Genomic DNA, 20,972 nt, shown 5'->3' on the forward strand with positions numbered 1-20,972 from the left:
CTGCCGGTCAGAGATGCAAAAATGCTCCGTACAAAACGGAAGGTCCGTGGGTAGGAGGCGTACAAAACCTCAAAAACCAAGAAAAAGACCCGGCGCAATGGCCGGGTCAGTTGGGGAAACGGGCGCCGGTTCCGGTCACCCGAGCAGACGTCGTGCGATGACCTGTGCCTGAATCTCGGCCGCACCTTCGAAAATGTTGAGAATGCGCGCGTCGCACAGAACGCGGCTGATCTTGTATTCCAGTGCAAAGCCGTTCCCGCCGTGGATTTGCAGCCCGTTATCGGCGGCTGCCCAGGCCACACGGGCGCCCAGCAGTTTGGCCATGCCCGCCTCAAGATCACAGCGTTGGCCGTGGTCTTTTTCCCACGCGCTGAAATAGGTCAGCTGGCGCGCGATCATGATCTCGACCGCCATCATTGCCAGCTTGCCCGAGACACGCGGGAAGTTGATCAGCGATTTGCCGAATTGCTTGCGGTCGATGGCATATTGCATGGCGATATCCAGCGCGCTTTGCGCCACGCCGATGGCGCGCGCGGCGGTCTGGATGCGGGCACTTTCAAAGGTTTCCATCAGCTGTTTGAAACCCTTGCCTTCTTCACCGCCCAGCAGGTTTTCACCCTTGACGTGGAAGCCGTCAAAGCCCAGCTCGTATTCCTTCATGCCGCGATAGCCCAGAACCTCGATCTCACCCCCGGTCATGCCGGGGGTGGGGAAGGGATTGTCGTCCGTGCCGGGCGTCTTTTCCGCCAGGAACATGGACAGGCCGCGGTGATCGGTGCTGTCGGGATCGGTCCGCGCCAGCAAAGTCATGACATGGGTCCGCGCGGCGTGGGTGATCCAGGTCTTGTTGCCGGTGATCCGGTAATCACCGTTCTCGTCCTTCACGGCACGGGTCCGCAGGCTACCAAGATCCGAGCCGGTGTTGGGTTCAGTGAAGACAGCCGTCGGCAGAATTTCGGCGCTGGCCAGTTTTGGCAGCCAGTTGGCCTTTTGCTCGTCCGTGCCGCCGGCGATGATCAACTCGGCCGCGATTTCCGAACGGGTGCCCAGCGAGCCCACGCCGATATAGCCACGCGACAGTTCTTCGGAAACGACGCACATGGATGCTTTGGACAGTCCGAAACCGCCAAACTCTTCCGGGATGGTCAGCCCGAAAACGCCCATTTCCGCCAGTTCTTCGATGATTTCCAGCGGGATCAGCTCATCCTTGAGGTGCCATTCATGGGCGTACGGTTCGACCTTTTCCTGCGCATAGCGGCGGAACTGGTCGCGGATCATTTCAAGTTCTTCGTCCAGGCCCGACGCGCCGAACATTGTGGCGCCGGCCCGATCCTGCATCAGCTCGACCAAACGGCTGCGCGCGGCTTGTGAATTCGCCTGCGCCATCAAGGTCTGTACTTCGGACGACTGAAAGCCCGACAGTGCATCCCAGCCGAGGCCCATATCCTGAAGGCGCACGACTTCGCCCTGGTTCATCGGGATGCCACCAGCGACCTGATGCAGGTACTCGCCAAAGGCTATCTGGTGAAGCAACTGCTCGAGTTCGCCGAACTTGCCTTCGGCCTGAAGTGCTTCGGCCCAGCGCTGCATCTGTTGCAGCGACTGGTTGTACGTGGCCAGCCATGCCAGTCCATGCGCGGCGGTCTGGTTTGCCTCGATCAAAGCACCAGAGATACGGCCATCCGCCGAGACCATGCCGCGCACGGATTCGCGGGCTTTTTCAAAAACGGCTGCTACCGCGGGTACGGCAGCCCGGGTCAAGTTCAGAAGATCGGGCAAAACTGCAGCAGTTGTCATCTCGGTCATATCCTGTCCGTCGTGGGCCATAAATCGCGTCCTTTCCTCGGTCGTCTGGTCATATCATGCTGCACGTGCAGCGCAACAAAAATACTTATTACGCTACGAAAAAGTTCAAATATTACCCCAACATTTTTGCAATGCAGAAGAAAATCCAGATGATATCTAGGGGACATGACCCTGTTTTCCATTCTTTCCCCGCAGGAACTGCTGTTGGCTATGGCAATCGCGTTTGCCTCTGGATGGGTCAAAGGCATGGTTGGTTTCGCGATGCCCATGATTTTGGTGTCGGGGTTGAATTCATTTCTGCCGCCGGATCTGACCCTGGCGGGACTTATTCTGCCGACGCTGGTGACCAATGGGCTGCAGGCCCTACGCGGTGGCCGTGTCGCCGCGATCGCCTCGATTCGGCGCTTTCGGGTTTTCCTTGTTGTTGGCTGTCTTCTTCTGCTGCTCAGCGCGCAGTTGGTCGCATTGATCCCGGGGTCTGTCTTTCTGGTTCTGATGGGCGGCTTTGTGACAGTTTTTGCGCTGTTACAGGTTCTGGGGTTCAGAATGGCGCTGAACCAACCCTCGACCGCAGTCGAGGCTGTGGTAGGTGGCGTGGCGGGGTTTGTCGGCGGCATGTCAGGAGTTTGGGGGCCTCCGACAGTTGCCTATCTGACGGCGCTGAACACCCCCAAGACCGAACAGATTCGAATTCAGGGCGTAATCTACGGTTTGGGGGCGGTTTTGTTGCTGGTCGCACATCTTGGATCAGGCATTCTGTACGCAGAAACACTTGGGTTTTCGGCAGCCCTGATCGTTCCGGCCCTGGCCGGGATGTGGATAGGCATGAAGCTGCAGGACCGTATTGATCAGGCAAGTTTTCGCAAAGCGACCTTGTTCGTTTTGCTGATTGCGGGCCTGAACCTGCTTCGACGCGGTTTGGTGGGGTAACGCGTCAACTCGGCCGCTTGTCGGCGAGCCGAAAAGCAAAATACAGGCCTAGCATCAGGAAGAACAAACCCGAGATATCGCCGATCAGGAATGCGATATATTCCACCGTCGCGCTGCCAAAAGCCAGGTTGGTCAACCCGGAGACAAGGAAGGACGTTACGATTCCGACGCCCATCACACATATCCAACAGGGTTTGCGATCCGGACGGGGAAACAGATCCCACCCGATTGCCTTCAGAAGAAAAAACACGGTCGGGACCGTCAGAACCGCAATCGCCATGGCCATCAGGCGGCTGGGCTCGAACACATCCGTTCCACCCAAATAGGCAAAAACGATGAACACGCCGGGCAATAATGCGAAAACGGCGCGCCACCCCAACAGCCAGGCTGTCAGAACCCGCACGCCATGCGGCAGAAACAACAGGCTCGCGCGGCTTGGGTATTCCGGGAAAAACACGTTCTGCAACGGCATCAGGACGGCGAATGTAAGGAACGACGCCAGCACATAGGCCAAAGAGGCCAAAAGCGTTTCAGTAGCCCACCCGCGCAAAGTAATCACGGCCTCTTGCGCGGGTGGATCGCATCATTTGGGTGCATGAACGACGTACCGTCCCCGGTTGGCGCTGCCGCTTTGAGAAAGATAGCCTTTTTCGACCAGCGATTTCAGCGCGCGAAAGAATGTTGGGCGCGAAACACTTTGAACCAACGTGTGCTCGATCAAACCGAATGTGCGCACTTCCTGATCGGACTTGGAAAGCTCTTCGGCGGCATAGTAGATGTCGCGTTCAACCGGAGATAGTTTCTCCAAGCCTAATGTACGCTCCATGCTTTGCATCAGCTTGCGCAGTTCGGTGAGTTTCGAGATCTCAGTCATAATGTTACCTATCGTTTGCCGTGTCATTTGCCGCCTAATTGCGACTGTTTGAGCCATGCAGAATGACGCGCAAGTCAGCAAGTCTCGTATTGACACTCATCCCCTCTCGCTTAGACTAGGTGACTGATTAGGATTGCTCAATCCAGCGTTGTGAGTGTGCGCACATGAGCGACTCCCAATCTAATTTCAGTCAGTACCCGGCGCAAAAGTGCCGGGTTTTTTTCGTCTTAGCGATTATCAGGGCTAGCGCAAATTGCATTTTGAAACAACGCAATTGTATGTGCTTTTTGCGACAAACAACCTTAGCAAGAAGTACAGTGGGTGAAATAAAAAAGGGGCGCTGTGGCCCCTCTTCCTGTCTTATCCGATTGCGACGGCTTTGATGTCGTCGTCGATGAAGGGCAGATATTGTTCAAAGTTCTCGGCAAACATCTGCACCAGTTTTTCGGCCTGTTTGTCGAAGGCTGCCTGATCGTCCCAGGTACGGCGCGGGTCCAGCAGAACTTCGGCAACCCCCGGGACAGAGACTGGAACGTCAAAGCCGAAATTGGCATCCTTGCGGAACTCGGCGTCGCGCAGAGACCCTTCCAGAGCGGCGGTCAGCAAGGCGCGTGTCGCACGGATCGGCATCCGGCTGCCCACGCCATAGGCGCCGCCGGTCCAGCCGGTGTTCACAAGCCAGCAGGTCGCGCCGTGCTGGGCGATCTTGTCCCGCAACAGGTTGCCGTATTCCTCAGGGCGACGGGGCATGAACGGCGCGCCGAAACAGGTCGAGAATGTCGGCTGCGGCTCGGTGATGCCGCGTTCGGTCCCGGCCACTTTTGACGTGAAACCCGACAGGAAGTGATACATGGCCTGGGCCGGCGTCAGCCGCGCGATCGGTGGCAGAACGCCAAATGCATCGCAGGTCAGCATGATGATATTCTTCGGGTGACCACCCAATGCGCTTTTGGATGCGTTCGAGATATACTCGAGCGGATAGGCGCAGCGCATGTTGGCGGTCAGCGAGTCATCGTCGAAATCCAGTTCCTTGGTTTCGGGATCAAAGACCATGTTTTCGATCACGGTTCCGAACTTCGAAGTGGTGGCATAGATTTCCGGCTCTGCCTCGGCATTCAGGTTAATGGTCTTGGCATAGCAACCGCCTTCGAAGTTGAAGGTACCGCGATCGGACCAGCCGTGCTCGTCATCCCCGATCAGTATGCGCGAAGGATCTGCGGACAAGGTGGTCTTTCCGGTGCCGGACAGGCCAAAGAACACGGCCGTATCGACCGGGTTGCCAACAGCATGGTTTGCCGAACAGTGCATCGGCATCACGCCTTTTTCAGGAAGCATGTAGTTCAGCAGGGTGAAAACGGACTTTTTGTTTTCACCGGCATATTCAGTGCCGCCGATCAGAATCAGTTTGCGGTCGAAATTCATTGCAATCACAGTCTCGCTGCGGCAGCCATGCTTTGCCGGGTCGGCCTGAAAGCTGGGGCAGTTGATGACGGTGAAATCGGCCGTGAACTCATCCAGGTCTTCGCGGTCCGGGCGACGAAGCAGGTGGCGGATGAACAAGTTGTGCCATGCCAGTTCGGTAATCATTCGTACATTGATTGCGTAAGCCGGGTCCGCGCCACCGACGAGGTCCTGCACAAAATAATCGCGGCCCTTCATGTGGGCCAGCATGTCTTCGTACAGTGCGTCAAAGCCCTCGGGGCTCATTTCGGCATTGTTTTCCCACCAAATGGTGTCGGCAACGCTGTCGGTCTTGACCACGTGTTTGTCCTTGGGCGACCGGCCGGTGAACTTTCCTGTGGTAACCAGGAACGCTCCACCATTGCCAAGTGTGCCTTCGCCGCGCTTCAGCGCCTCTTCGATCAGCGCCGGTTCCATGAAGTTGTAATAGACATTGCCCAGACCCTCGATGCCCTGATCTTCGAGGCGGAATTGCGGGTTAACCCGTCCAGATGTCATGTGTGTCTTCTCCTGTGGCGGCGCGAAGGTCGTTGGCCGTTGCGCCTTTGGGGCAGTGAGCCGGGAAAACCGGCGGCTGAGCGCGTCTTATCACGGTCGTTCATGGCATGAACAGGCGGGTTTGACACAGTTAGCGCAACCAAGTTCGGGTTTAGCGCCATCAGAAATTCAATGTCAGAAAAGCGGGCAGATTTTTGCGGGCATCAAGGCAAATTTGCCGCAGACCTGCCGCAACAAAGGCATGATTCGCAGTTACGGATTGATTCGGCGTCTTAAAACCGCCAACAATGCCTTACAAATAAGCGAATTATTGCGCGAGTGAGCAGGAATAGGGGTGAGCCCGATGTCAAAGATTGCACTTGTGGATGACGATAGAAACATTCTTACGTCTGTATCCATGACCCTCGAAGCCGAAGGTTTCGAGGTTGAAACATATAATGATGGCCAGGCCGCGTTGGATGCGTTCAACAAGAAACTGCCGGACATGGCTGTTCTGGATATTAAGATGCCGCGGATGGACGGCATGGATCTGTTGCAACGGCTGCGTCAGAAGACGCAGATGCCGGTGATCTTCCTGACCTCGAAAGACGATGAGATCGACGAGGTACTGGGCCTGCGCATGGGCGCGGATGACTATGTAAAGAAGCCTTTTTCGCAGCGTTTGCTGGTCGAGCGCATTCGGGCCTTGCTGCGCCGCCAAGAGGCGACAAGCGGCGATGCGGTCGCATCCAACAGCAATGACACCAAAGTCATGGAACGCGGCGACCTGAGAATGGATCCGCTGCGCCATGCGGTCAGCTGGAAAGGCAATGATGTGTCCCTGACCGTGACCGAGTTCCTGCTGCTTCAGGCCCTGGCCCAACGTCCGGGATTCGTCAAAAGCCGCGACCAGTTGATGGATGTCGCCTATGATGATCAGGTCTATGTGGATGACCGGACGATCGACAGCCACATAAAGCGTCTGCGGAAAAAGATGCGCGCGGCTGATCCCGAGTTCTCGGCGATTGAGACCTTGTATGGTATCGGTTACCGGTACAACGAAGAATAGGCGCGGCCGCCTGCAAGAGGTAATGGGGTCTCGTGCGCGACACCGAACAAGCCAGCGAATTGCGCGACGGTGACGTCGTTCTTGGGGATGACTGGGTCATTCCCCAAGACCCCGAGTCAGCGGAGCTGAGGGAAAAGCGATCCCGGAGGAACCTGTTTTCTCTGCGTGGTTCACCTCTGGCGCGCAAAATCATCACGTTCAACTTGATCGCTCTGGTGATTCTGGTCACTGGGTTGCTGTATCTGGACGACTCGCGAAAAGAGAAGGTTCAGCAGACCGCCCGCAATCTGCTGGGCGATGCGCAACTTGTCAGCAACGTTTTTGAAACCCAGTTGCGTCAGGGCGTACAGCAAACCGGGCAGAATGCCGGGAACCTGGACGTCAAGGATACCTTGTCTGGCCTCACCTTGCCCGAAGGGGGCGAGGTTTTTGTTTATGACGCCAGTGGCACGCTGATCGGCTGGACACGTGGTGCCCCGCAAGCCTCTGACATGCCGGTTCTTCTGCAATCCGAGGCCGAGATGCAGACCGGCAGTACGGTGATCAGCGACACGCTGAATGCCGTCTGGACGGGTTTGTCAAACCTGCTCAACTGGTCGACTGAAACCGAGGCACCGACGTTGGCGCAGCGTGTTCAGACCATTATTCCACAAGCGATTGCCGGTCAAAGTCAGGTGCAGGCGGTACAGGATGGCGCGGGTGAGACGGTCATCGTGGCTGCCGCACCAATTCTTTATCAGGATGTACCCGCCGGCGCGGTGGCGATTACCGGCCCGGCTGGTGAAATCGACGCGCTTGCCCGCCGCGAGCAGGAGCGCATTCTTCAGATGTTTGTCGTGGCGCTGCTGGTTTCCGTGGGCCTCAGCCTTGTCCTGGCCTCGACCATTGCCAACCCGCTGGCCGATCTGGCATCCGCGGCAGAGATGGGCAAAGACCGGGGCACGGGTGTCAATCCCGGGCGCATTCGCATTCCCGACCTCAGCGCCCGTCCTGATGAAATCGGACGCCTCAGCCGCGCTTTGCGGGGTATGGTGACCGCGCTCTACAACCGGATCGACGCAAACGAACAGTTTGCCGCCGATGTCGCCCATGAAATCAAAAACCCGCTGGCCAGCCTGCAATCCGCCGTGGGAACGCTGCGGATGGTCAAGCGCGAGGATCAGCGCGACAAGCTGCTGGACGTGATCGAGCATGACGTACGGCGTCTGGACCGGCTGGTCAGCGACATATCAAATGCGTCGCGTCTGGATGCGGAACTGGTCAAGGAAGAAGAGCAGCCCTTTGACCTGCTCAAGCTGCTGGGCAATCTCGGCCAGTATCTGGGTGAAGATGCACGCTCCAAGGGCATCGATTACATTACGGATCTGCCCTCTGAGCCAATTGTGATCAACGGGCTGGAAGCGCGTCTTGCGCAGGTCTTTGTCAATCTGATCACCAACGCCATTTCGTTCTGCGAGGAAAATGACGCAATTCGCGTCTGGGTCCGGCAGCGGGACAACCGCGTGCTGGTTGTTGTCGAAGACACCGGCCCGGGGATTCCCGAACAGGCGCTTACCAAAGTGTTCAAGCGTTTCTACTCGCAGCGTCCGGCGGAACATTTCGGCAATAATTCTGGCCTCGGCTTGGCGATCTCCAAGCAGATTGTCGAAGCCCATGGCGGGGTGATCTGGGCTGAGAACATCCGCCCGACAGAGGCCGATATCACATCGGATCCGCTGGGTGCCCGCTTTGTCGTGGGGTTGCCCGTCTAAATCCATGCATATTGATTCGTTGTCACTCGCGAAAGATCAGGACAGCGCCTGTGTTCATGCCTCCTGCGTTTCGGTTGCCGGACGCGGGCTTTTGATCATCGGTGCGTCCGGCACAGGGAAGTCCGGGCTGGCGTTGCAAATGATGGCGTTCGGCGCGAAATTGGTCGCTGATGACCGCGTCAATCTAGAGATGCGGCAGAATCGGGTGATCGCCTCGGCCGTATCGCAGATACGCGGCTTGATCGAGGCGCGCCAAATTGGCCTGGTCAAAGCCGAACCCAGTGGTCCGGTTCCGCTGGGTTACGTTGTGGATCTGGATCAGCCAGAGCCCGAGCGTCTGCCCGACCCTTTGACGGTTTCCGTGCTGAGGCAAACTGTTCCCTTGCTTCGGGGCGCGGGCGTGCCCAACTTGGCTGTAGCGATGATGCAGCTTCTAGGAAATGAGCGCGTAAACCCGGAATGGCCGATTACATGACATCGCCAAGGCGGATCGTACTTGTCACGGGGCCCTCCGGGGCAGGAAGATCCACGGCCATTCATGTGCTGGAAGATCTAGGCTTTGAAGCCATCGACAATCTGCCGATGGGTCTTTTGTCGCGCTTGCTCGACAGCGCTGACAGCGACCGTCCGATGGCATTGGGTATAGATGCCCGCAACCGGGATTTCTCGACGATCGGTTTCATAGAATTGGCTGAAAAGCTGGGCCGCTTGGCGCAGGTCGATCTGACGGTTCTGTATCTGGATTGCAGTGATGATGTTCTGGTGCGCAGGTTTTCAGAAACCCGAAGGCGGCATCCCGTCGCCAAGAATGCCAGCCCGGAAACCGGCGTTCAGCGCGAAAAAGAGCTGCTGGCGCCGATACGTGAGATTGCGGATACGCTGATCGACACCAGCCTTCTGAACGTGCATCAGCTGCGGGAAGAGGTCGAGCACTGGTTCGCCCCGCAAGGCGGGCGGCATCTGGCGGTTTCCATCGAATCCTTTTCTTACAAACGCGGTCTGCCGCGCGGATTGGACATGGTGTTCGATTGCAGATTTCTAGCGAATCCATACTGGCGCCCGGAATTTCGCGCAGCGGATGGTCGAAACCCTGACGTTGCGCACTATGTGCAATCAGACGCTAACTACTTACCGTTTTTTGAACGTGTGCTGGACTTGCTGACCCTGTTGCTGCCGGCCTTTCGGGCCGAGGGCAAAGCGCATCTTTCCGTGGCGTTTGGGTGCACAGGGGGCCAGCACAGATCAGTTGCCCTGGCAGAGGCCGTTGCAAAGGCCCTTGCGGAAGATGGGCAGCAGGTGGCAATTAGGCATCGCGAGATGGAACGTCGGTCGTTGAATGTGAGGTCGGATTGATCGGAATTGTGATCGTTGCACATGGTGGGTTGGCTCAGGAATACCTGGCCGCCACACAACACGTGGTCGGACCACAGGCCAGCCTCGTGGCGGTCGCGATTGAGGCTGACCATGACCGGGACGAAAAACAGGCCGAAATCTGCCGTGCCGCTGACGAAGTGGACACCGGCGATGGTGTCGTTGTTGTCACCGACCTCTTTGGCGGAAGCCCCTCGAATCTCAGCCTGCGTGCCTGCGCGCCTCAGGACCGGCGTATTCTGTATGGGGCAAACCTGCCGATGCTGATCAAATTGGCCAAAAGTCGCCACTTGCCCATTGGTGATGCCGTCCGTCAGGCAATGGAGGCTGGACGGAAGTACATCAATGCTCAGAATGTGACATTGGATTAAAAACGGATTATTGAATATGACGAGCCGAAGCCTGAAAATTATCAATGAAAAGGGCCTGCATGCACGCGCCTCGGCAAAGCTGGTTGAGGTTGTAGAGGGGTTCGATGCACATGCTGAGGTGTCAAAAGACGGACTTTCTGCATCAGGCGACAGCATCATGGGCCTTTTGATGTTGGCAGCATCGCGCGGAACAACTATTGACGTCGAGACGTCCGGGCCGGATGCTGAGGCATTGGCAGAAGCTCTGGAAACGCTTGTGAACGACAAGTTCGGAGAGGGGTTCTAAGCCACCCCGCCGGGACAGGAAGAACGGGAAGACCAGGAATTGGCGGAAACGACGCACGAGACCAAGACAAACCCGGTGGTGGATGGGACCACAGATCAGGGTGAGATCTACGACCGTAGAACGCTGACCTATGCGAATTCATTCGACGATGCCTGGACAGCGACCGCCATTCGGGCCATCGAGTGGTGCACAGGCAAGCTGACCATTTTGCGCATGGTCAACAAGTTCGAAAAAAAGAACGAATACTATCGCGGCCAGCGGTTCTGGGGCGGTGCCCTCAAGACTATGGGAATCGACCTGACCACACCGCAGGAGCAGATTGACCGCATTCCCAAGACCGGCCCGGTTGTCGTCGTCGCCAACCACCCGCACGGTATGGTCGATGGCATGATTCTGGCGGAACTGATCGGCCGGGTACGCAGCGATTACCGCATCCTGACCCGTTCGGTCCTGACAGGGCTGGACGAAGCGGCCACGTCATTCATGATCCCGGTTCCGTTCCCACATGACCCCGAGGCGCAGGCCAAGATGCTGGAAATGCGCGGCAAAGCCATGGAGCATCTCAAAAACGGCGGCGTTGTGGCGCTGTTCCCATCCGGTGTTGTGATGTCCTCGGATGATTGGTTCGGACCTGCGATCGAGCGGGAATGGAACGTGTTCACCGCCAAGATGATCCGCCGTTCGGGCGCGCGCGTGGTGCCGATTTTCTTTCCGGGCTGCAATTCACGCTGGTATCAGATCGCCAACCGTGTCTCTGCAATTCTACGGCAGGGATTGTTGCTGCATGAGATCGTCCGATCCTGCAACAAACCCCAGTCGCCGGTGATCGGCGAACCGATTTCGGACCACGATATGGAGTTGCTGGAGCGCGATCCGCGCGGTTTCATGGCCTGGCTCAGAAATCACACCATGTCTCTGGGTAGGTCGGAACAGACCTGATCCGCGTCTTCATCTGGCCAAAAATATTCCGGGCGAGGGGGGCTGGCCCCCTTCAGCGTGTCGGTACCGGAACTTCCCCACGATAATCATAAAAACCGCGCTCGGTCTTGCGCCCCAGCCACCCGGCCTCGACATATTTCGTCAGGAGAGGGCAGGGACGATATTTGGTATCGGCCAACCCGTCATGCAGCACGTTCATGATCGCCAGACAGGTATCCAACCCGATGAAGTCCGCCAGCTCCAGCGGGCCCATGGGATGATTCGCCCCAAGTTTCATGGACTGGTCGATGGATTGAACATTCCCCACACCTTCATAGAGTGTGTAGACCGCCTCGTTGATCATGGGCATCAGGATCCGGTTCACGATAAAGGCCGGGAAGTCCTCGGCGCTGGCCGCCGTTTTGCCCAACCGATCCACCACCGCTTTGCAGGCGTTGAAAGTTTCTTCATCCGTGGCGATGCCGCGGATCAATTCCACCAATTGCATAACAGGGACGGGGTTCATGAAATGAAAACCCATGAACCGTTCGGGCCGATCCGTGCGGCTTGCCAGGCGGGTGATGGAAATCGAGGATGTATTTGACGTCAGAATCGTATGCGGCAGCAGGTGCGGTTGCAGGTCCTCGAAAATCGCCTGCTTGATCGTTTCCCGCTCGGTTGCTGCCTCGATAACCAGATCGGTTTGACCCAGTTTCGGCAGATCAAGAGTGGTCGTAATCCGTTTCAGCGCAGCCTTCATCGCCTCGTCGGTGATTTTGCCACGCGACGCCTGCCGCGCCAGGTTACCTTCGATCGTGGCAATGGCGTTTTCCAGAGCATCCTGGCTGACATCGTTCAGCAAGACGTCGTATCCCGCCAACGCCATAACATGGGCAATGCCGTTGCCCATTTGCCCCGCGCCAATCACCCCGACCGATTTAACTTCCATGTTCAGCTGCCTTTGCCCTGTAGGATACCGCGACAGTATCGGCAGACCGGGGCAGGCGGCAAGAGGATCAAGGCGGTCAATTTCGCTTCAAATGCGCGCATTAGGAAAATCTCAATATCTATGACCACAAGATGGCACCGGGTGAGAAAACGGGGGGCTTGATATGAGCTTTCATCAGACAAACAGCGGTAGGGAGTCCGCCTGCCAATATGCCAATTCGAAACTTTGGTTCCGGGGTCCACCCGGCACGTTGGATCAGCCCTATGTGGCCTGTCTGGGAGGAGAGGAAACTTTCGGCAGATTCGTCGATAACCCGTTTCCTGCCGTGCTTGAGAAGCGATTGGGAAAGCCATGCGTCAACTTCGGCAGCCTGTTTTGCGGAGTCGAAGCGTTGTCCACTGATCCGGGGGTGCTGAATCTGGTCAATCAGTCAGACCTATGCGTGTTGCAGGTGCCCGATCTTCTGCGCCAATCGAACCGGTTTTACCGCGTACACCCGCGCCGCAACGATCGGTTCCTTGAACCCACCGCGGACTTGCTGGGGCTGTACCCGGATGTTGACTTCACGGAAATCCATTTTGTGCGCCATTTGTTGGAGCAGCTGAGCGCAACAGAAGACGCCCGTTTCGAAGTCGTAGCGCAGGAACTGCGAGAGGTCTGGATACGCTCCACCAGGGACTTGATAGAACGGATCGAACCCGGCGTGGTACTGCTTTGGCTGCATGTGCAGCGGCAAACCGGATCGCATGTCGACCATATCGTGCCCGATGCCGACTTGATCGAACAACTGCGCCCGCTATGCGATGATGTCGTCGAGGTTTCGGTGCCTGTATCCGCTCGATCAGATTCTCTCGAAGATGTTATGTTCGGAACGCTTCAGCAGCCGATTGCGGAACATATGATCGGCCCGTCCGCGCATCGAGAAATTGCCGAACACCTGCTGATCGCCTTGCGGAACCTGAACTGAAAAAGGCCCGCCTGTTGGCGGGCCTATGCGGATCAATCCGGATATCCGGTTCAGCCGAGCTTGTCGGTCAGTTCCGGCACGGCCTGGAACAGGTCTGCGACCAGGCCGAAATCGGCGACCTGAAAGATCGGCGCCTCTTCGTCTTTGTTTATCGCCACGATGACCTTCGAGTCCTTCATGCCGGCCAGGTGCTGGATCGCGCCCGAAATACCGACGGCGACATACAGATCCGGGGCAACAACCTTGCCGGTCTGACCCACCTGCCAGTCGTTCGGTGCATAGCCCGAGTCAACGGCCGCACGCGACGCACCAACCGCGGCACCCAGCTTGTCGGCCAGCGTTTCGATCAGTTTGAAGTCCTCTTCTGAGCCGACACCACGGCCGCCCGAAACAACGACGCCAGCCGAGGTCAGCTCTGGACGGTCGCTTTCCGCCACCTTGTCCTCGACCCATTCGGACAGGCCGGGGTTTTCGCCGACCGACACGGTCTCAACCGCGGCCGAGCCGCCTTCGCCGGCGGCGTCAAAGCTGGCGGTCCGGATGGTGACGACCTTCTTGGCGTCGTTCGACTTGACGGTCTGGATCGCGTTGCCCGCATAGATAGGACGCTCGAAGGTCGAGCCGTCAACAACGCCGGAAGCATCCGAGATCACCATCACGTCCAGCAGGGCTGCAACGCGGGGCATCACGTTCTTGGCGTCGGTGGTGGCCGGTGCCACGATGTGCTCGTAGCCATCGGCCAGGCCCACGATCAGGGCTGCGGTCGATTCCGCCAGGCGGTGGCCCAGCGACGGGTCTTCGGCGACCAGCACCTTGGAGACACCGTTGATCTTGGCTGCGGCCTCACCGGCAGCAGCGGCAGACCCGCCTGCGGCCAGAACGGTTACGTCACCCAGCACTTTCGCGGCGGTCACGGCCTTTGCGGTCGCATCCATCGCAAGTTCGCCGTTGTTCACTTCGGCAAGCAGAAGTACAGCCATTACACAGCCCCCGCTTCTTTGAGTTTCTCGACCAGCTCGTCAACCGAGCCCACGATGATGCCTGCCGCGCGTGCCGGCGGCTCTTCGGTCTTGACGATTTCCAGACGCGGGGTGACGTCGACGCCATAATCGGCGGCGGATTTTTCATCCAGCGGCTTTTTCTTCGCCTTCATGATGTTGGGCAGCGAGGCATAGCGCGGCTCGTTCAGGCGCAGGTCCACGGTAATGATGGCCGGCATCTTGACGCTGATGGTCTGCAACCCGCCATCGACCTCGCGGGTGACCTTGGCGGTGTCACCTTCGATGTCCAGCTCGGACGCAAAGGTGCCCTGGGACCAACCCAGTAGGGCCGACAGCATCTGGCCGGTGGCGTTCATGTCGTTGTCGATCGCCTGCTTACCTGCCAGAACAATGCCAGGCTGCTCTTCCTCGACCACTTTGGCCAGGATCTTGGCAACGGCCAGAGGCTCGATATCGGTGTGTACATCGTCAGCCGCCACAACCAGGATTGCGCGGTCGGCACCCATGGCCAGCGCGGTGCGCAAGGTTTCCTGCGCCTGCTTTACGCCGATCGAAACAGCAACGACTTCGTCGGCCTTGCCGGCTTCTTTCAGGCGGATCGCTTCCTCTACTGCAATTTCGTCGAACGGGTTCATCGACATTTTGACATTGGCGAGATCAACACCGCTACCGTCCGCTTTCACGCGGACCTTCACATTGTAGTCAATCACGCGTTTGACAGGCACCAGTACCTTCATTGTAGCGCTTTCTCCTCAAAAAAACGGTAAGCCGCGCAGGCGACTCCACCAATGCTCTCGACCGACTAGATAGCGCCTGCCGCAGTGGCACAACAGAGCAAAATCGTCACGTCATGGCGTCGGGACGTCGCGTTTTGCAATTTTTTTGCCAAGAGGCGAAAGAATATTACCCGCGACTCTGTATTTCGCGATCAGCGGTTCGCGCCCGGAACCCACAACACGTCGTCTTTGCCGTTTGCGTTTGCGCAGCGTGCTGCAACAAAGAACCAATCGCTGAGACGGTTGAGGTATTTGACCGCCACGTCGTTGACGGGCTCCATATTCGTCAGCTCGACCGCAAGCCGTTCCGCCCGACGCGAGACGGTCCGGCAGACGTGCAGATGTGCTGCAAGGCGCGAGCCACCGGGCAGGATGAAGCTGCGCAGCGGTTCCAGCGTCTCGTTCATTGCGTCGATCTCGGCTTCCAGCCGGTCGATCTGGGCAGGCACGATGCGTAGGGGGGGATAATCGGCCTCGGCGTCTTTTTCCATGTCGGGGCGACAGAAGTCGGCACCCAGATCGAACAGGTCATTTTGAATGCGCGACAGCGCGGTTTCGACATCACCTTCGGCCTCGGTCCGTGCCACGCCGACAAAAGCGTTCAGTTCGTCCACGGTGCCATAGGCTGCGACGCGGCCCGAATATTTTGCCACGCGCTCTCCGTTGCCTAGGGCGGTTTTCCCGTCATCGCCAGTGCGTGTGTAGATTTTGTTGAGTACGACCATTTATTGAACTCCCTGTCCGCGCAGATACACGAAAAGCACGATCAGCAACACGGCGATGAACTGAAATAGAATGCGCAGGCGCATCATCTTGTTGCTTTTCTTGGCCGCTTCCATGCCGCCTTTGCCAAAATTCGCGATGCCTAAGGCCAGCACTACGACAACTGCCGCCATAGCCAGAAGCAGAATGACCATCACAAGGTCCATTTGAAGTCACCGTCCGGTTTTTTTCGATTACCACCCATCTAGCGTCAGGGCGTCGAAAAGCGAACGGGAAATATCGTCTCAGATATCCGAAAGGATTCGATCAGAGGCGTTTGTAGGCAGAATGCGGCGCAGTATCCCGGCGATATATGTCGGAGTGGTCACATAGTAACGTGGTTTGGGGCGTCGGGCCTCGACCGCATGGGCCAGCTTGTCCGTGACGGCAGAGGCGGGCAGTTCAAATCGGTCTGGCCCACTGCTTTCATAAAGGCGCTTCAGCAACGAGTCTTCGTACTTCTCCCGAATGGCCGAGTTTTCCCAGTCGATATATTTCTCGAACAATGGGATCGCCTTTTCCCGGAGTTTAGAGGTGATGGGGCCGGGCTCGATCAGGACGACGTGGATGTCGGTATCCCGAAGTTCCAGCCGCAGCGTGTCGGTCAGCCCTTCGATCGCGTATTTTGTGGCGACATACGCGCCGCGCCACGGGAAGGCGACAAGCCCCAGAACCGAGGAACACTGCACAATCCGGCCATGACCCTGTTCCCGCATGACGGGAATGACCTGTCGGGTCAGCTCGTGCCAACCAAAGACATTGGTCTCAAATATATGGCGCAGGCCATCCGTCGGAACATCCTCAACCGCGCCGGGCAAGCCATGTGCGCCATTGTTGAAAAGGGCATCCAGCGAGCCGCCTGTAGCCTCGAGAACGTGGGACAAACCCGATGTAATGCTGTCTGCATCAGTGTAGTCGATTCTGGGGCTTTCAAAGCCTTGTGCGCGTAGGCGATCACAGTCGCGTTGCTGGCGGCAGGATGCAAAAACGCGCCAGCCTCTTGCACGCATACCGTGTGCCGCGTCCAGACCGATGCCTGACGAGCATCCCGTGATAAGAATCGATTTCTGCATATGCCTTCCGAGCCTGATCCCCGCCCATAGCTATGGCGGGGTTTGCGGCAGGGCAATGACACTTCGATGTCAGTTCGTTGTTTTCCGGACGAGTGATGCCGAAATCCACCCAACCTGTTGCCCCGGCAACACGCGCAGGCGCAACCAGCCGGTACCTGAATCCCCGAATACCTCAACCTGCTGGCCGATCCTGGCTTTGCCGATGATCGGATAGATCGTCCCCGGCCCATCACGCAGGTTCACGCGGGTTCCCGAAATTTCACGGATATCCTTGGCGGCCTCGACAGGGGCGGGCAGTTCAACCGTTGGCAGCTCGGCGTCGGTGGTGACCTGTTCGAGAGAGGCCAGACCCTGTTCCAGCGACGCAAGGGTCAGAGTGACGTTTTCGTCAGCGAACAGTGAGGGGTTTGCTTTCAGGCCAGCTGCGACTTGCGACAACAGCGCCTTGGTTTCTGCTTCGTCCAGTTCGGCGACGGGTTCAGTGACCGGAGCGACTGGCGCCGGAGGCTTTACCGCAGCACGCGCGACCAGAGTTTCGGCGGGCGCGGATTCGATAGCCGGCCTTGAAGGTTTCGGGGCAATGGCAACACGCTCGGGCTCCGCTGTGCGGACACCTCGCGGCTCAAAGTCAGGACCTCCGCTCATCACGTAAAAAGTCCAGCCGAGTGCGGCGAAAGTAACAAGTACAAGGCGCGTCATGGCGCATCCCCCAATTCAATCGTAACAACAAAATAGGCAGCAATCATTCAATTGTTGGAATGGTAGCATAATAGAAGGGCAGAGTCGAAAATTCGGGGAAAACACCGACTTGCCTCCCCCTGTTGCAAAAAGCCCGACTTGTCCCCAGTAAAATACGCGTTGCTTGCTTTACCAAGGCGTTCTTGCGTCGTATCACATCATATATGAACGATACGATCGACGACCCCAACATGGAGGCCCCCAACCACGGGGGTGAGGTTGCAGAACCGCTGCGCCGCGCGATAGGCGAGCGTTACCTGACCTATGCGCTGTCCACCATCATGCACCGCGCCCTGCCGGACGCGCGGGACGGATTGAAGCCGGTGCACCGGCGAATCCTCTATGCGATGAGAGAGCTGCGACTCAGTGCAACCGGAGGTTTTCGCAAGTCCGCCAAGATTTCCGGCGACGTGATGGGCAATTACCACCCGCATGGCGACGCCGCGATTTACGACGCAATGGCGCGCCTGGCGCAGGACTTCAACGTGCGTTACCCGCTGGTCGACGGGCAGGGGAATTTCGGGAATATCGACGGCGACAATCCGGCGGCCTCGCGATATACCGAGGCGCGGATGACCATCGTGGCCGAGGCGCTGCTGGAAGGTCTGAACGAAGACGCCGTCGATTTCCGCGACAACTATGATGGCACGCTGACTGAACCGGTGGTGCTGCCTGCGCAGTTTCCGAATCTTTTGGCCAACGGCGCCAGCGGTATCGCCGTCGGCATGGCCACGAACATCCCGCCGCACAACATCTCGGAGCTTTGTGACGCCTGCCTGCACCTGATCAAAACACCGGACGCGCGGGACGACACGTTGCTGAAATATGTCCCCGGCCCGGATTTTCCGACCGGTGGCGTGATCGTCGAACCGCCCGAGAACATCGCGCAAGCCTATCGCACCGGGCGCGGCTCGTTCCGACTGCGTTGCAAGTTCGAGGTCGAGGATCTGGGGCGCGGCCAGTGGCAGATCGTGGTCACCGAGATTCCCTATCAGGTTCAGAAATCCAAACTGATCGAAAAGATCGCGGAACTGATCCAGACCAAGAAAATCCCGATCCTCGCAGATGTGCGCGATGAATCCGCCGACGATATCCGTCTGATCCTCGAGCCACGCTCCAAGAACGTGGACCCCGAGGTGCTGATGGGCATGTTATACCGCAACTCGGACCTCGAGGTGCGGTTCAGCCTGAACATGAACGTATTGATCGATGGGGTGACACCCAAGGTCTGTTCGATGAAGGAAGTGTTGCGCGCCTTCCTCGATCACCGGCAAGAGGTGCTGCTGCGCCGCTCGCGTCACCGCATGGCCAAGATCGACCACCGGTTGGAAGTGCTCGAAGGCTTTATCGTCGCCTTCCTGAACCTCGACCGTGTAATCGACATCATCCGTTATGACGACGACCCCAAGGCCGCGCTGATGCGCGAGGACTGGGGCATCGACCACGTTCGCGCCACCGATGAATCTGACTACGTCACACCCAAGCCGGGCGAGGGCGAGCTGTCAGAAGTTCAGGTCGACGCCATCCTCAATATGCGCCTGCGCTCCTTGCGTCGTCTGGAAGAGATGGAGCTGGTTCGCGAACGTGACGCGCTGATGGAAGAGCGCGCCAATCTCGAAGATCTGCTGGCCGATCCCGCCCTGCAATGGGCCAAGATTGCCGAGCAATTGAAAGAAACCAAGAAGACCTTTGGCAAAGACTACGAAGGCGGTGCACGCCGCACCAGATTTGCCGAGGCGGGGCAGGTCGAGGAAGTGCCGCTTGAGGCGATGATCGACAAGGAACCGATTACGGTCGTCTGCTCGCAGATGGGCTGGATTCGCGCCATGACCGGCCATATCGACCTGAAGCGCGAGTTGAAGTTCAAGGACGGCGACGGCCCGCGTTTCATCTTCCACGCGGAAACGACCGACCGGTTGCTGGTCTTTGCCTCGAATGGCCGATTCTATACCGTCAGCGCAGCCAACCTGCCCGGCGGGCGCGGCATGGGCGAGCCTTTGCGCCTGATGGTGGATCTGCCGAACGAGGCGCAGATCATCGACATTCTGATCCACAAGCCGGGGCGCAAGCTGCTGGTGGCCTCGGATGCGGGCAACGGCTTTATGGTGCCCGAGGATGACGTGCTGGCGCAGACGCGCAACGGCAAACAGGTGCTGAACGTCAAGGGTGACGAGACCGCGATGATCTGCAAGCCGGTTGACGGAGACCACGTCGCCGTGGTGTCACAAAACGGCAAGTTCCTGGTTTTCCCAACCCAAGAGCTGCCTGAGATGACGCGCGGAAAAGGCGTGCGTTTGCAAAAGTACAATATGGCACGCGGCCGGCAGGGAACGCTCGAGCTGGATGGCGGATTGTCGGATGTGACGACTTTCAACTGGGAAGAGGGCCTGAAATGGTCCATGGGCGGCGACAAGACCCGACATGAGGCGGATATGACGCAATGGCTGGCAAAACGAGCCAGTGTCGGGAAAAAACCGCCCTATGGCTTCCCGCGCGACTATAAGTTTTCGTGATCGCGCTGCTTAGCGGGTGAATTTCCGCCGATACGGCTTTGCACAACCCGTATCGGTGCGCTAGATCAACAAAAAACAGGCCTATCGAGACGAGACATGTTGCGCATTCTGACGCTGATCACCGGACTGGCCCTGATGGCCGCTTGCACACAGACACAGGTGTATGAGCCGCCTGAATCCCTAGGAGAATTCAAGCTTCGTGTGAATTATGCCTTTGCGGACAAGGCCGTTCAGGGACCTGTATCGCGGGACGCCACACCTGACGAATGGACGAAGGCGATCCAGAACGCGGTTGATATTCGTTTAGGGCGTTACGAAGGCACACAGGAATATGACCTTGGCATCAGCCTTGAGGGTTACATGCTGGCCCCGCCGGGGATCCCTGTGATCTACAACCCCAAAAGCACTGCGATTGTGTTGGTCAACGTATATGACGTGAAGAAAAAAGAGTTTCTGGCCAAGGGTAAGCAATTCCAAGTGCTGGAAGACACCACCGGCGGAAGTGCCCTCAAAGGATCGGGGCATGAGCGCACAAAAGAAGAACAGATGAGCGGTCTGGCCCTCAAAATTGCCGACCGGGTCGAGGAATGGCTGGCTGAAGAGCACAAGGAAAATGGCTGGTTCGACCGGCGACCGGACCTGATCCAGCCTCTGGAATCTGTCGAGGTCACGCAAAATCCAACGTGATCGGCGCATTTCCCTCAGGATGTGCTTGATTTTCCCCTTTGAACCAAATATCTCGCGCGCGCAGATGTAACCACGGGACCAAGGGTCCCCCAAATCGCAAAAGGGCGCCTGAGGAATGGCAAAGGAAAAGTTTGAGCGTACAAAACCGCACGTCAACATCGGCACGATTGGCCACGTTGACCACGGCAAGAC

24 protein-coding genes are annotated in these 20,972 nt (G+C 57.9%); 12 read left to right on the top strand and 12 right to left on the bottom strand.

Translation table 11 applies throughout. The features are described from left to right. Window positions 1–135: 135 nt before the first annotated feature. Window positions 136–1,827: an acyl-CoA dehydrogenase family protein gene (locus GOW56_RS09885; RefSeq protein WP_171205748.1), complete on the bottom strand. Its 1,692-nt coding sequence runs from the start codon at window positions 1,825–1,827 to the stop codon at window positions 136–138. Between the two features lie 144 nt (window positions 1,828–1,971). Here GOW56_RS09885 and GOW56_RS09890 point away from each other — a divergent pair, with 144 nt between their 5' ends. Next, entirely contained in the window at window positions 1,972–2,736 is a 765-nt protein-coding gene (locus GOW56_RS09890) for a sulfite exporter TauE/SafE family protein (protein WP_171205749.1), read from the top strand. 4 nt (window positions 2,737–2,740) lie between these two features. Here the strand turns inward: GOW56_RS09890 and GOW56_RS09895 are convergent, their stop codons facing one another. From GOW56_RS09895 to GOW56_RS09905, 3 genes are all read right to left on the bottom strand, one after another. Continuing rightward, window positions 2,741–3,295 (bottom strand): hypothetical protein, encoded by a 555-nt coding sequence (locus GOW56_RS09895; protein ID WP_371807894.1) that lies wholly within the window; start codon window positions 3,293–3,295, stop codon window positions 2,741–2,743. Between the two features lie 24 nt (window positions 3,296–3,319). Then, entirely contained in the window at window positions 3,320–3,610 is a 291-nt protein-coding gene (locus GOW56_RS09900) for a hypothetical protein (RefSeq protein WP_171205750.1), read from the bottom strand. Window positions 3,611–3,970: 360 nt separating this feature from the next. Continuing rightward, window positions 3,971–5,569 carry a phosphoenolpyruvate carboxykinase gene (locus GOW56_RS09905; RefSeq protein ID WP_171205751.1) on the bottom strand — a complete coding sequence of 533 codons (1,599 nt, stop codon included), beginning with the start codon at window positions 5,567–5,569 and terminating at the stop codon, window positions 3,971–3,973. Here GOW56_RS09905 and GOW56_RS09910 point away from each other — a divergent pair. Genes GOW56_RS09910 through GOW56_RS09945 form a run of 8 tightly spaced genes read left to right on the top strand, consistent with a single transcriptional unit; the run spans window position 5,568 to window position 11,335 of the window. Continuing rightward, window positions 5,568–5,891 carry a hypothetical protein gene (locus GOW56_RS09910; protein WP_171205752.1) on the top strand — a complete coding sequence of 108 codons (324 nt, stop codon included), beginning with the start codon at window positions 5,568–5,570 and terminating at the stop codon, window positions 5,889–5,891. The two genes, GOW56_RS09905 and GOW56_RS09910, sit on opposite strands and share 2 nt — an antisense overlap. 21 nt (window positions 5,892–5,912) lie before the next feature. Then, window positions 5,913–6,617, top strand: coding sequence for a response regulator transcription factor (locus GOW56_RS09915; protein ID WP_171169148.1), 705 nt, complete (start codon window positions 5,913–5,915; stop codon window positions 6,615–6,617). Between the two features lie 32 nt (window positions 6,618–6,649). Further along, window positions 6,650–8,368, top strand: a complete 1,719-nt coding sequence (locus GOW56_RS09920) for a sensor histidine kinase (RefSeq protein ID WP_171205753.1) — start codon at window positions 6,650–6,652, stop codon at window positions 8,366–8,368. A gap of 4 nt (window positions 8,369–8,372) precedes the next feature. Then, window positions 8,373–8,843 carry an HPr kinase/phosphorylase gene (locus tag GOW56_RS09925; protein WP_171169143.1) on the top strand — a complete coding sequence of 157 codons (471 nt, stop codon included), beginning with the start codon at window positions 8,373–8,375 and terminating at the stop codon, window positions 8,841–8,843. Continuing rightward, window positions 8,828–9,721: an RNase adapter RapZ gene (rapZ, locus tag GOW56_RS09930; protein WP_254441660.1), complete on the top strand. Its 894-nt coding sequence runs from the start codon at window positions 8,828–8,830 to the stop codon at window positions 9,719–9,721. The genes GOW56_RS09925 and rapZ overlap by 16 nt, the downstream gene beginning before the upstream one ends. Then, window positions 9,718–10,110 carry a PTS sugar transporter subunit IIA gene (locus GOW56_RS09935; protein WP_152457103.1) on the top strand — a complete coding sequence of 131 codons (393 nt, stop codon included), beginning with the start codon at window positions 9,718–9,720 and terminating at the stop codon, window positions 10,108–10,110. Before rapZ ends, GOW56_RS09935 begins: the two co-directional genes overlap by 4 nt. Window positions 10,111–10,126: 16 nt before the next feature. Next, the gene (locus GOW56_RS09940; protein WP_152457104.1) at window positions 10,127–10,396 is read left to right on the top strand and encodes an HPr family phosphocarrier protein; all 270 of its coding nucleotides are present in this window, start codon (window positions 10,127–10,129) and stop codon (window positions 10,394–10,396) included. Between the two features lie 39 nt (window positions 10,397–10,435). Beyond that, window positions 10,436–11,335: a lysophospholipid acyltransferase family protein gene (locus GOW56_RS09945; protein WP_171169141.1), complete on the top strand. Its 900-nt coding sequence runs from the start codon at window positions 10,436–10,438 to the stop codon at window positions 11,333–11,335. Between the two features lie 52 nt (window positions 11,336–11,387). Here the strand turns inward: GOW56_RS09945 and GOW56_RS09950 are convergent, their stop codons facing one another. Continuing rightward, window positions 11,388–12,263 (bottom strand): 3-hydroxybutyryl-CoA dehydrogenase, encoded by an 876-nt coding sequence (locus tag GOW56_RS09950; RefSeq protein ID WP_152457106.1) that lies wholly within the window; start codon window positions 12,261–12,263, stop codon window positions 11,388–11,390. Between the two features lie 163 nt (window positions 12,264–12,426). Here GOW56_RS09950 and GOW56_RS09955 point away from each other — a divergent pair, with 163 nt between their 5' ends. Further along, on the top strand, window positions 12,427–13,230 hold the full coding sequence (locus GOW56_RS09955) for a DUF6473 family protein (protein ID WP_254447188.1): 804 nt from the start codon (window positions 12,427–12,429) through the stop codon (window positions 13,228–13,230). Between the two features lie 50 nt (window positions 13,231–13,280). On the opposite strand, the gene GOW56_RS09960 is transcribed toward GOW56_RS09955, so the two are convergent. The 6 genes from GOW56_RS09960 to GOW56_RS09985 all read right to left on the bottom strand — a co-directional run bounded on the left by GOW56_RS09960 (window position 13,281) and on the right by GOW56_RS09985 (window position 17,541). Beyond that, window positions 13,281–14,210 (bottom strand): electron transfer flavoprotein subunit alpha/FixB family protein, encoded by a 930-nt coding sequence (locus GOW56_RS09960; RefSeq protein ID WP_171205754.1) that lies wholly within the window; start codon window positions 14,208–14,210, stop codon window positions 13,281–13,283. Further along, window positions 14,210–14,968, bottom strand: a complete 759-nt coding sequence (locus GOW56_RS09965) for an electron transfer flavoprotein subunit beta/FixA family protein (RefSeq protein ID WP_171205755.1) — start codon at window positions 14,966–14,968, stop codon at window positions 14,210–14,212. The genes GOW56_RS09960 and GOW56_RS09965 overlap by 1 nt, the downstream gene beginning before the upstream one ends. Before the next feature lie 191 nt (window positions 14,969–15,159). Then, on the bottom strand, window positions 15,160–15,732 hold the full coding sequence (locus GOW56_RS09970) for a cob(I)yrinic acid a,c-diamide adenosyltransferase (protein WP_152457109.1): 573 nt from the start codon (window positions 15,730–15,732) through the stop codon (window positions 15,160–15,162). Further along, entirely contained in the window at window positions 15,733–15,936 is a 204-nt protein-coding gene (locus GOW56_RS09975; protein ID WP_152457110.1) for a twin transmembrane helix small protein, read from the bottom strand. 78 nt (window positions 15,937–16,014) lie between these two features. Continuing rightward, a complete protein-coding gene (locus GOW56_RS09980; RefSeq protein WP_171120229.1) occupies window positions 16,015–16,842 on the bottom strand; it encodes an SDR family NAD(P)-dependent oxidoreductase in 828 nt (275 codons plus the stop codon). Between the two features lie 69 nt (window positions 16,843–16,911). Further along, complete coding sequence (locus tag GOW56_RS09985) at window positions 16,912–17,541, bottom strand: SH3 domain-containing protein (RefSeq protein WP_253282630.1); 630 nt, start codon at window positions 17,539–17,541, stop codon at window positions 16,912–16,914. A gap of 203 nt (window positions 17,542–17,744) precedes the next feature. On the opposite strand from GOW56_RS09985, the gene parC reads away from it, so the two are divergent. Next, the gene (gene parC / locus GOW56_RS09990) at window positions 17,745–20,093 is read left to right on the top strand and encodes a DNA topoisomerase IV subunit A (RefSeq protein WP_171205756.1); all 2,349 of its coding nucleotides are present in this window, start codon (window positions 17,745–17,747) and stop codon (window positions 20,091–20,093) included. Between the two features lie 96 nt (window positions 20,094–20,189). Beyond that, window positions 20,190–20,780, top strand: coding sequence for a hypothetical protein (locus GOW56_RS09995; protein WP_171169133.1), 591 nt, complete (start codon window positions 20,190–20,192; stop codon window positions 20,778–20,780). Here the strand turns inward: GOW56_RS09995 and GOW56_RS22085 are convergent. Continuing rightward, a partial coding sequence (locus tag GOW56_RS22085) for a hypothetical protein (RefSeq protein ID WP_217358813.1) occupies window positions 20,761–20,972 on the bottom strand: 212 nt, incomplete at its 5' end. The two genes, GOW56_RS09995 and GOW56_RS22085, sit on opposite strands and share 20 nt — an antisense overlap.

This window comes from Ruegeria sp. HKCCA0235A, from assembly GCF_013033235.1.
Classification (GTDB): domain Bacteria; phylum Pseudomonadota; class Alphaproteobacteria; order Rhodobacterales; family Rhodobacteraceae; genus Ruegeria.

What these genes read in the sequence shown, in the direction of transcription:
- GOW56_RS09905 (WP_171205751.1), bottom strand. Translation starts at nt 5,569, where the DNA reads ATGACATCTGGACGGGTTAACCCGCAATTCCGCCTCGAAGATCAGGGC.
- GOW56_RS09900 (WP_171205750.1), bottom strand. Translation starts at nt 3,610, where the DNA reads ATGACTGAGATCTCGAAACTCACCGAACTGCGCAAGCTGATGCAAAGC.
- GOW56_RS09985 (WP_253282630.1), bottom strand. Translation starts at nt 17,541, where the DNA reads ATGACGCGCCTTGTACTTGTTACTTTCGCCGCACTCGGCTGGACTTTT.
- GOW56_RS09940 (WP_152457104.1), top strand. Translation starts at nt 10,127, where the DNA reads ATGACGAGCCGAAGCCTGAAAATTATCAATGAAAAGGGCCTGCATGCA.
- GOW56_RS09960 (WP_171205754.1), bottom strand. Translation starts at nt 14,210, where the DNA reads ATGGCTGTACTTCTGCTTGCCGAAGTGAACAACGGCGAACTTGCGATG.
- GOW56_RS09980 (WP_171120229.1), bottom strand. Translation starts at nt 16,842, where the DNA reads ATGCAGAAATCGATTCTTATCACGGGATGCTCGTCAGGCATCGGTCTG.
- GOW56_RS09890 (WP_171205749.1), top strand. Translation starts at nt 1,972, where the DNA reads ATGACCCTGTTTTCCATTCTTTCCCCGCAGGAACTGCTGTTGGCTATG.
- GOW56_RS09915 (WP_171169148.1), top strand. Translation starts at nt 5,913, where the DNA reads ATGTCAAAGATTGCACTTGTGGATGACGATAGAAACATTCTTACGTCT.
- GOW56_RS09975 (WP_152457110.1), bottom strand. Translation starts at nt 15,936, where the DNA reads ATGGACCTTGTGATGGTCATTCTGCTTCTGGCTATGGCGGCAGTTGTC.
- GOW56_RS09955 (WP_254447188.1), top strand. Translation starts at nt 12,427, where the DNA reads ATGAGCTTTCATCAGACAAACAGCGGTAGGGAGTCCGCCTGCCAATAT.
- GOW56_RS09885 (WP_171205748.1), bottom strand. Translation starts at nt 1,827, where the DNA reads ATGGCCCACGACGGACAGGATATGACCGAGATGACAACTGCTGCAGTT.
- GOW56_RS09950 (WP_152457106.1), bottom strand. Translation starts at nt 12,263, where the DNA reads ATGGAAGTTAAATCGGTCGGGGTGATTGGCGCGGGGCAAATGGGCAAC.
- GOW56_RS09910 (WP_171205752.1), top strand. Translation starts at nt 5,568, where the DNA reads ATGTGTGTCTTCTCCTGTGGCGGCGCGAAGGTCGTTGGCCGTTGCGCC.
- parC (WP_171205756.1), top strand. Translation starts at nt 17,745, where the DNA reads ATGAACGATACGATCGACGACCCCAACATGGAGGCCCCCAACCACGGG.
- GOW56_RS09995 (WP_171169133.1), top strand. Translation starts at nt 20,190, where the DNA reads ATGTTGCGCATTCTGACGCTGATCACCGGACTGGCCCTGATGGCCGCT.
- GOW56_RS09970 (WP_152457109.1), bottom strand. Translation starts at nt 15,732, where the DNA reads ATGGTCGTACTCAACAAAATCTACACACGCACTGGCGATGACGGGAAA.
- GOW56_RS09965 (WP_171205755.1), bottom strand. Translation starts at nt 14,968, where the DNA reads ATGAAGGTACTGGTGCCTGTCAAACGCGTGATTGACTACAATGTGAAG.
- GOW56_RS09925 (WP_171169143.1), top strand. Translation starts at nt 8,373, where the DNA reads ATGCATATTGATTCGTTGTCACTCGCGAAAGATCAGGACAGCGCCTGT.
- rapZ (WP_254441660.1), top strand. Translation starts at nt 8,828, where the DNA reads ATGGCCGATTACATGACATCGCCAAGGCGGATCGTACTTGTCACGGGG.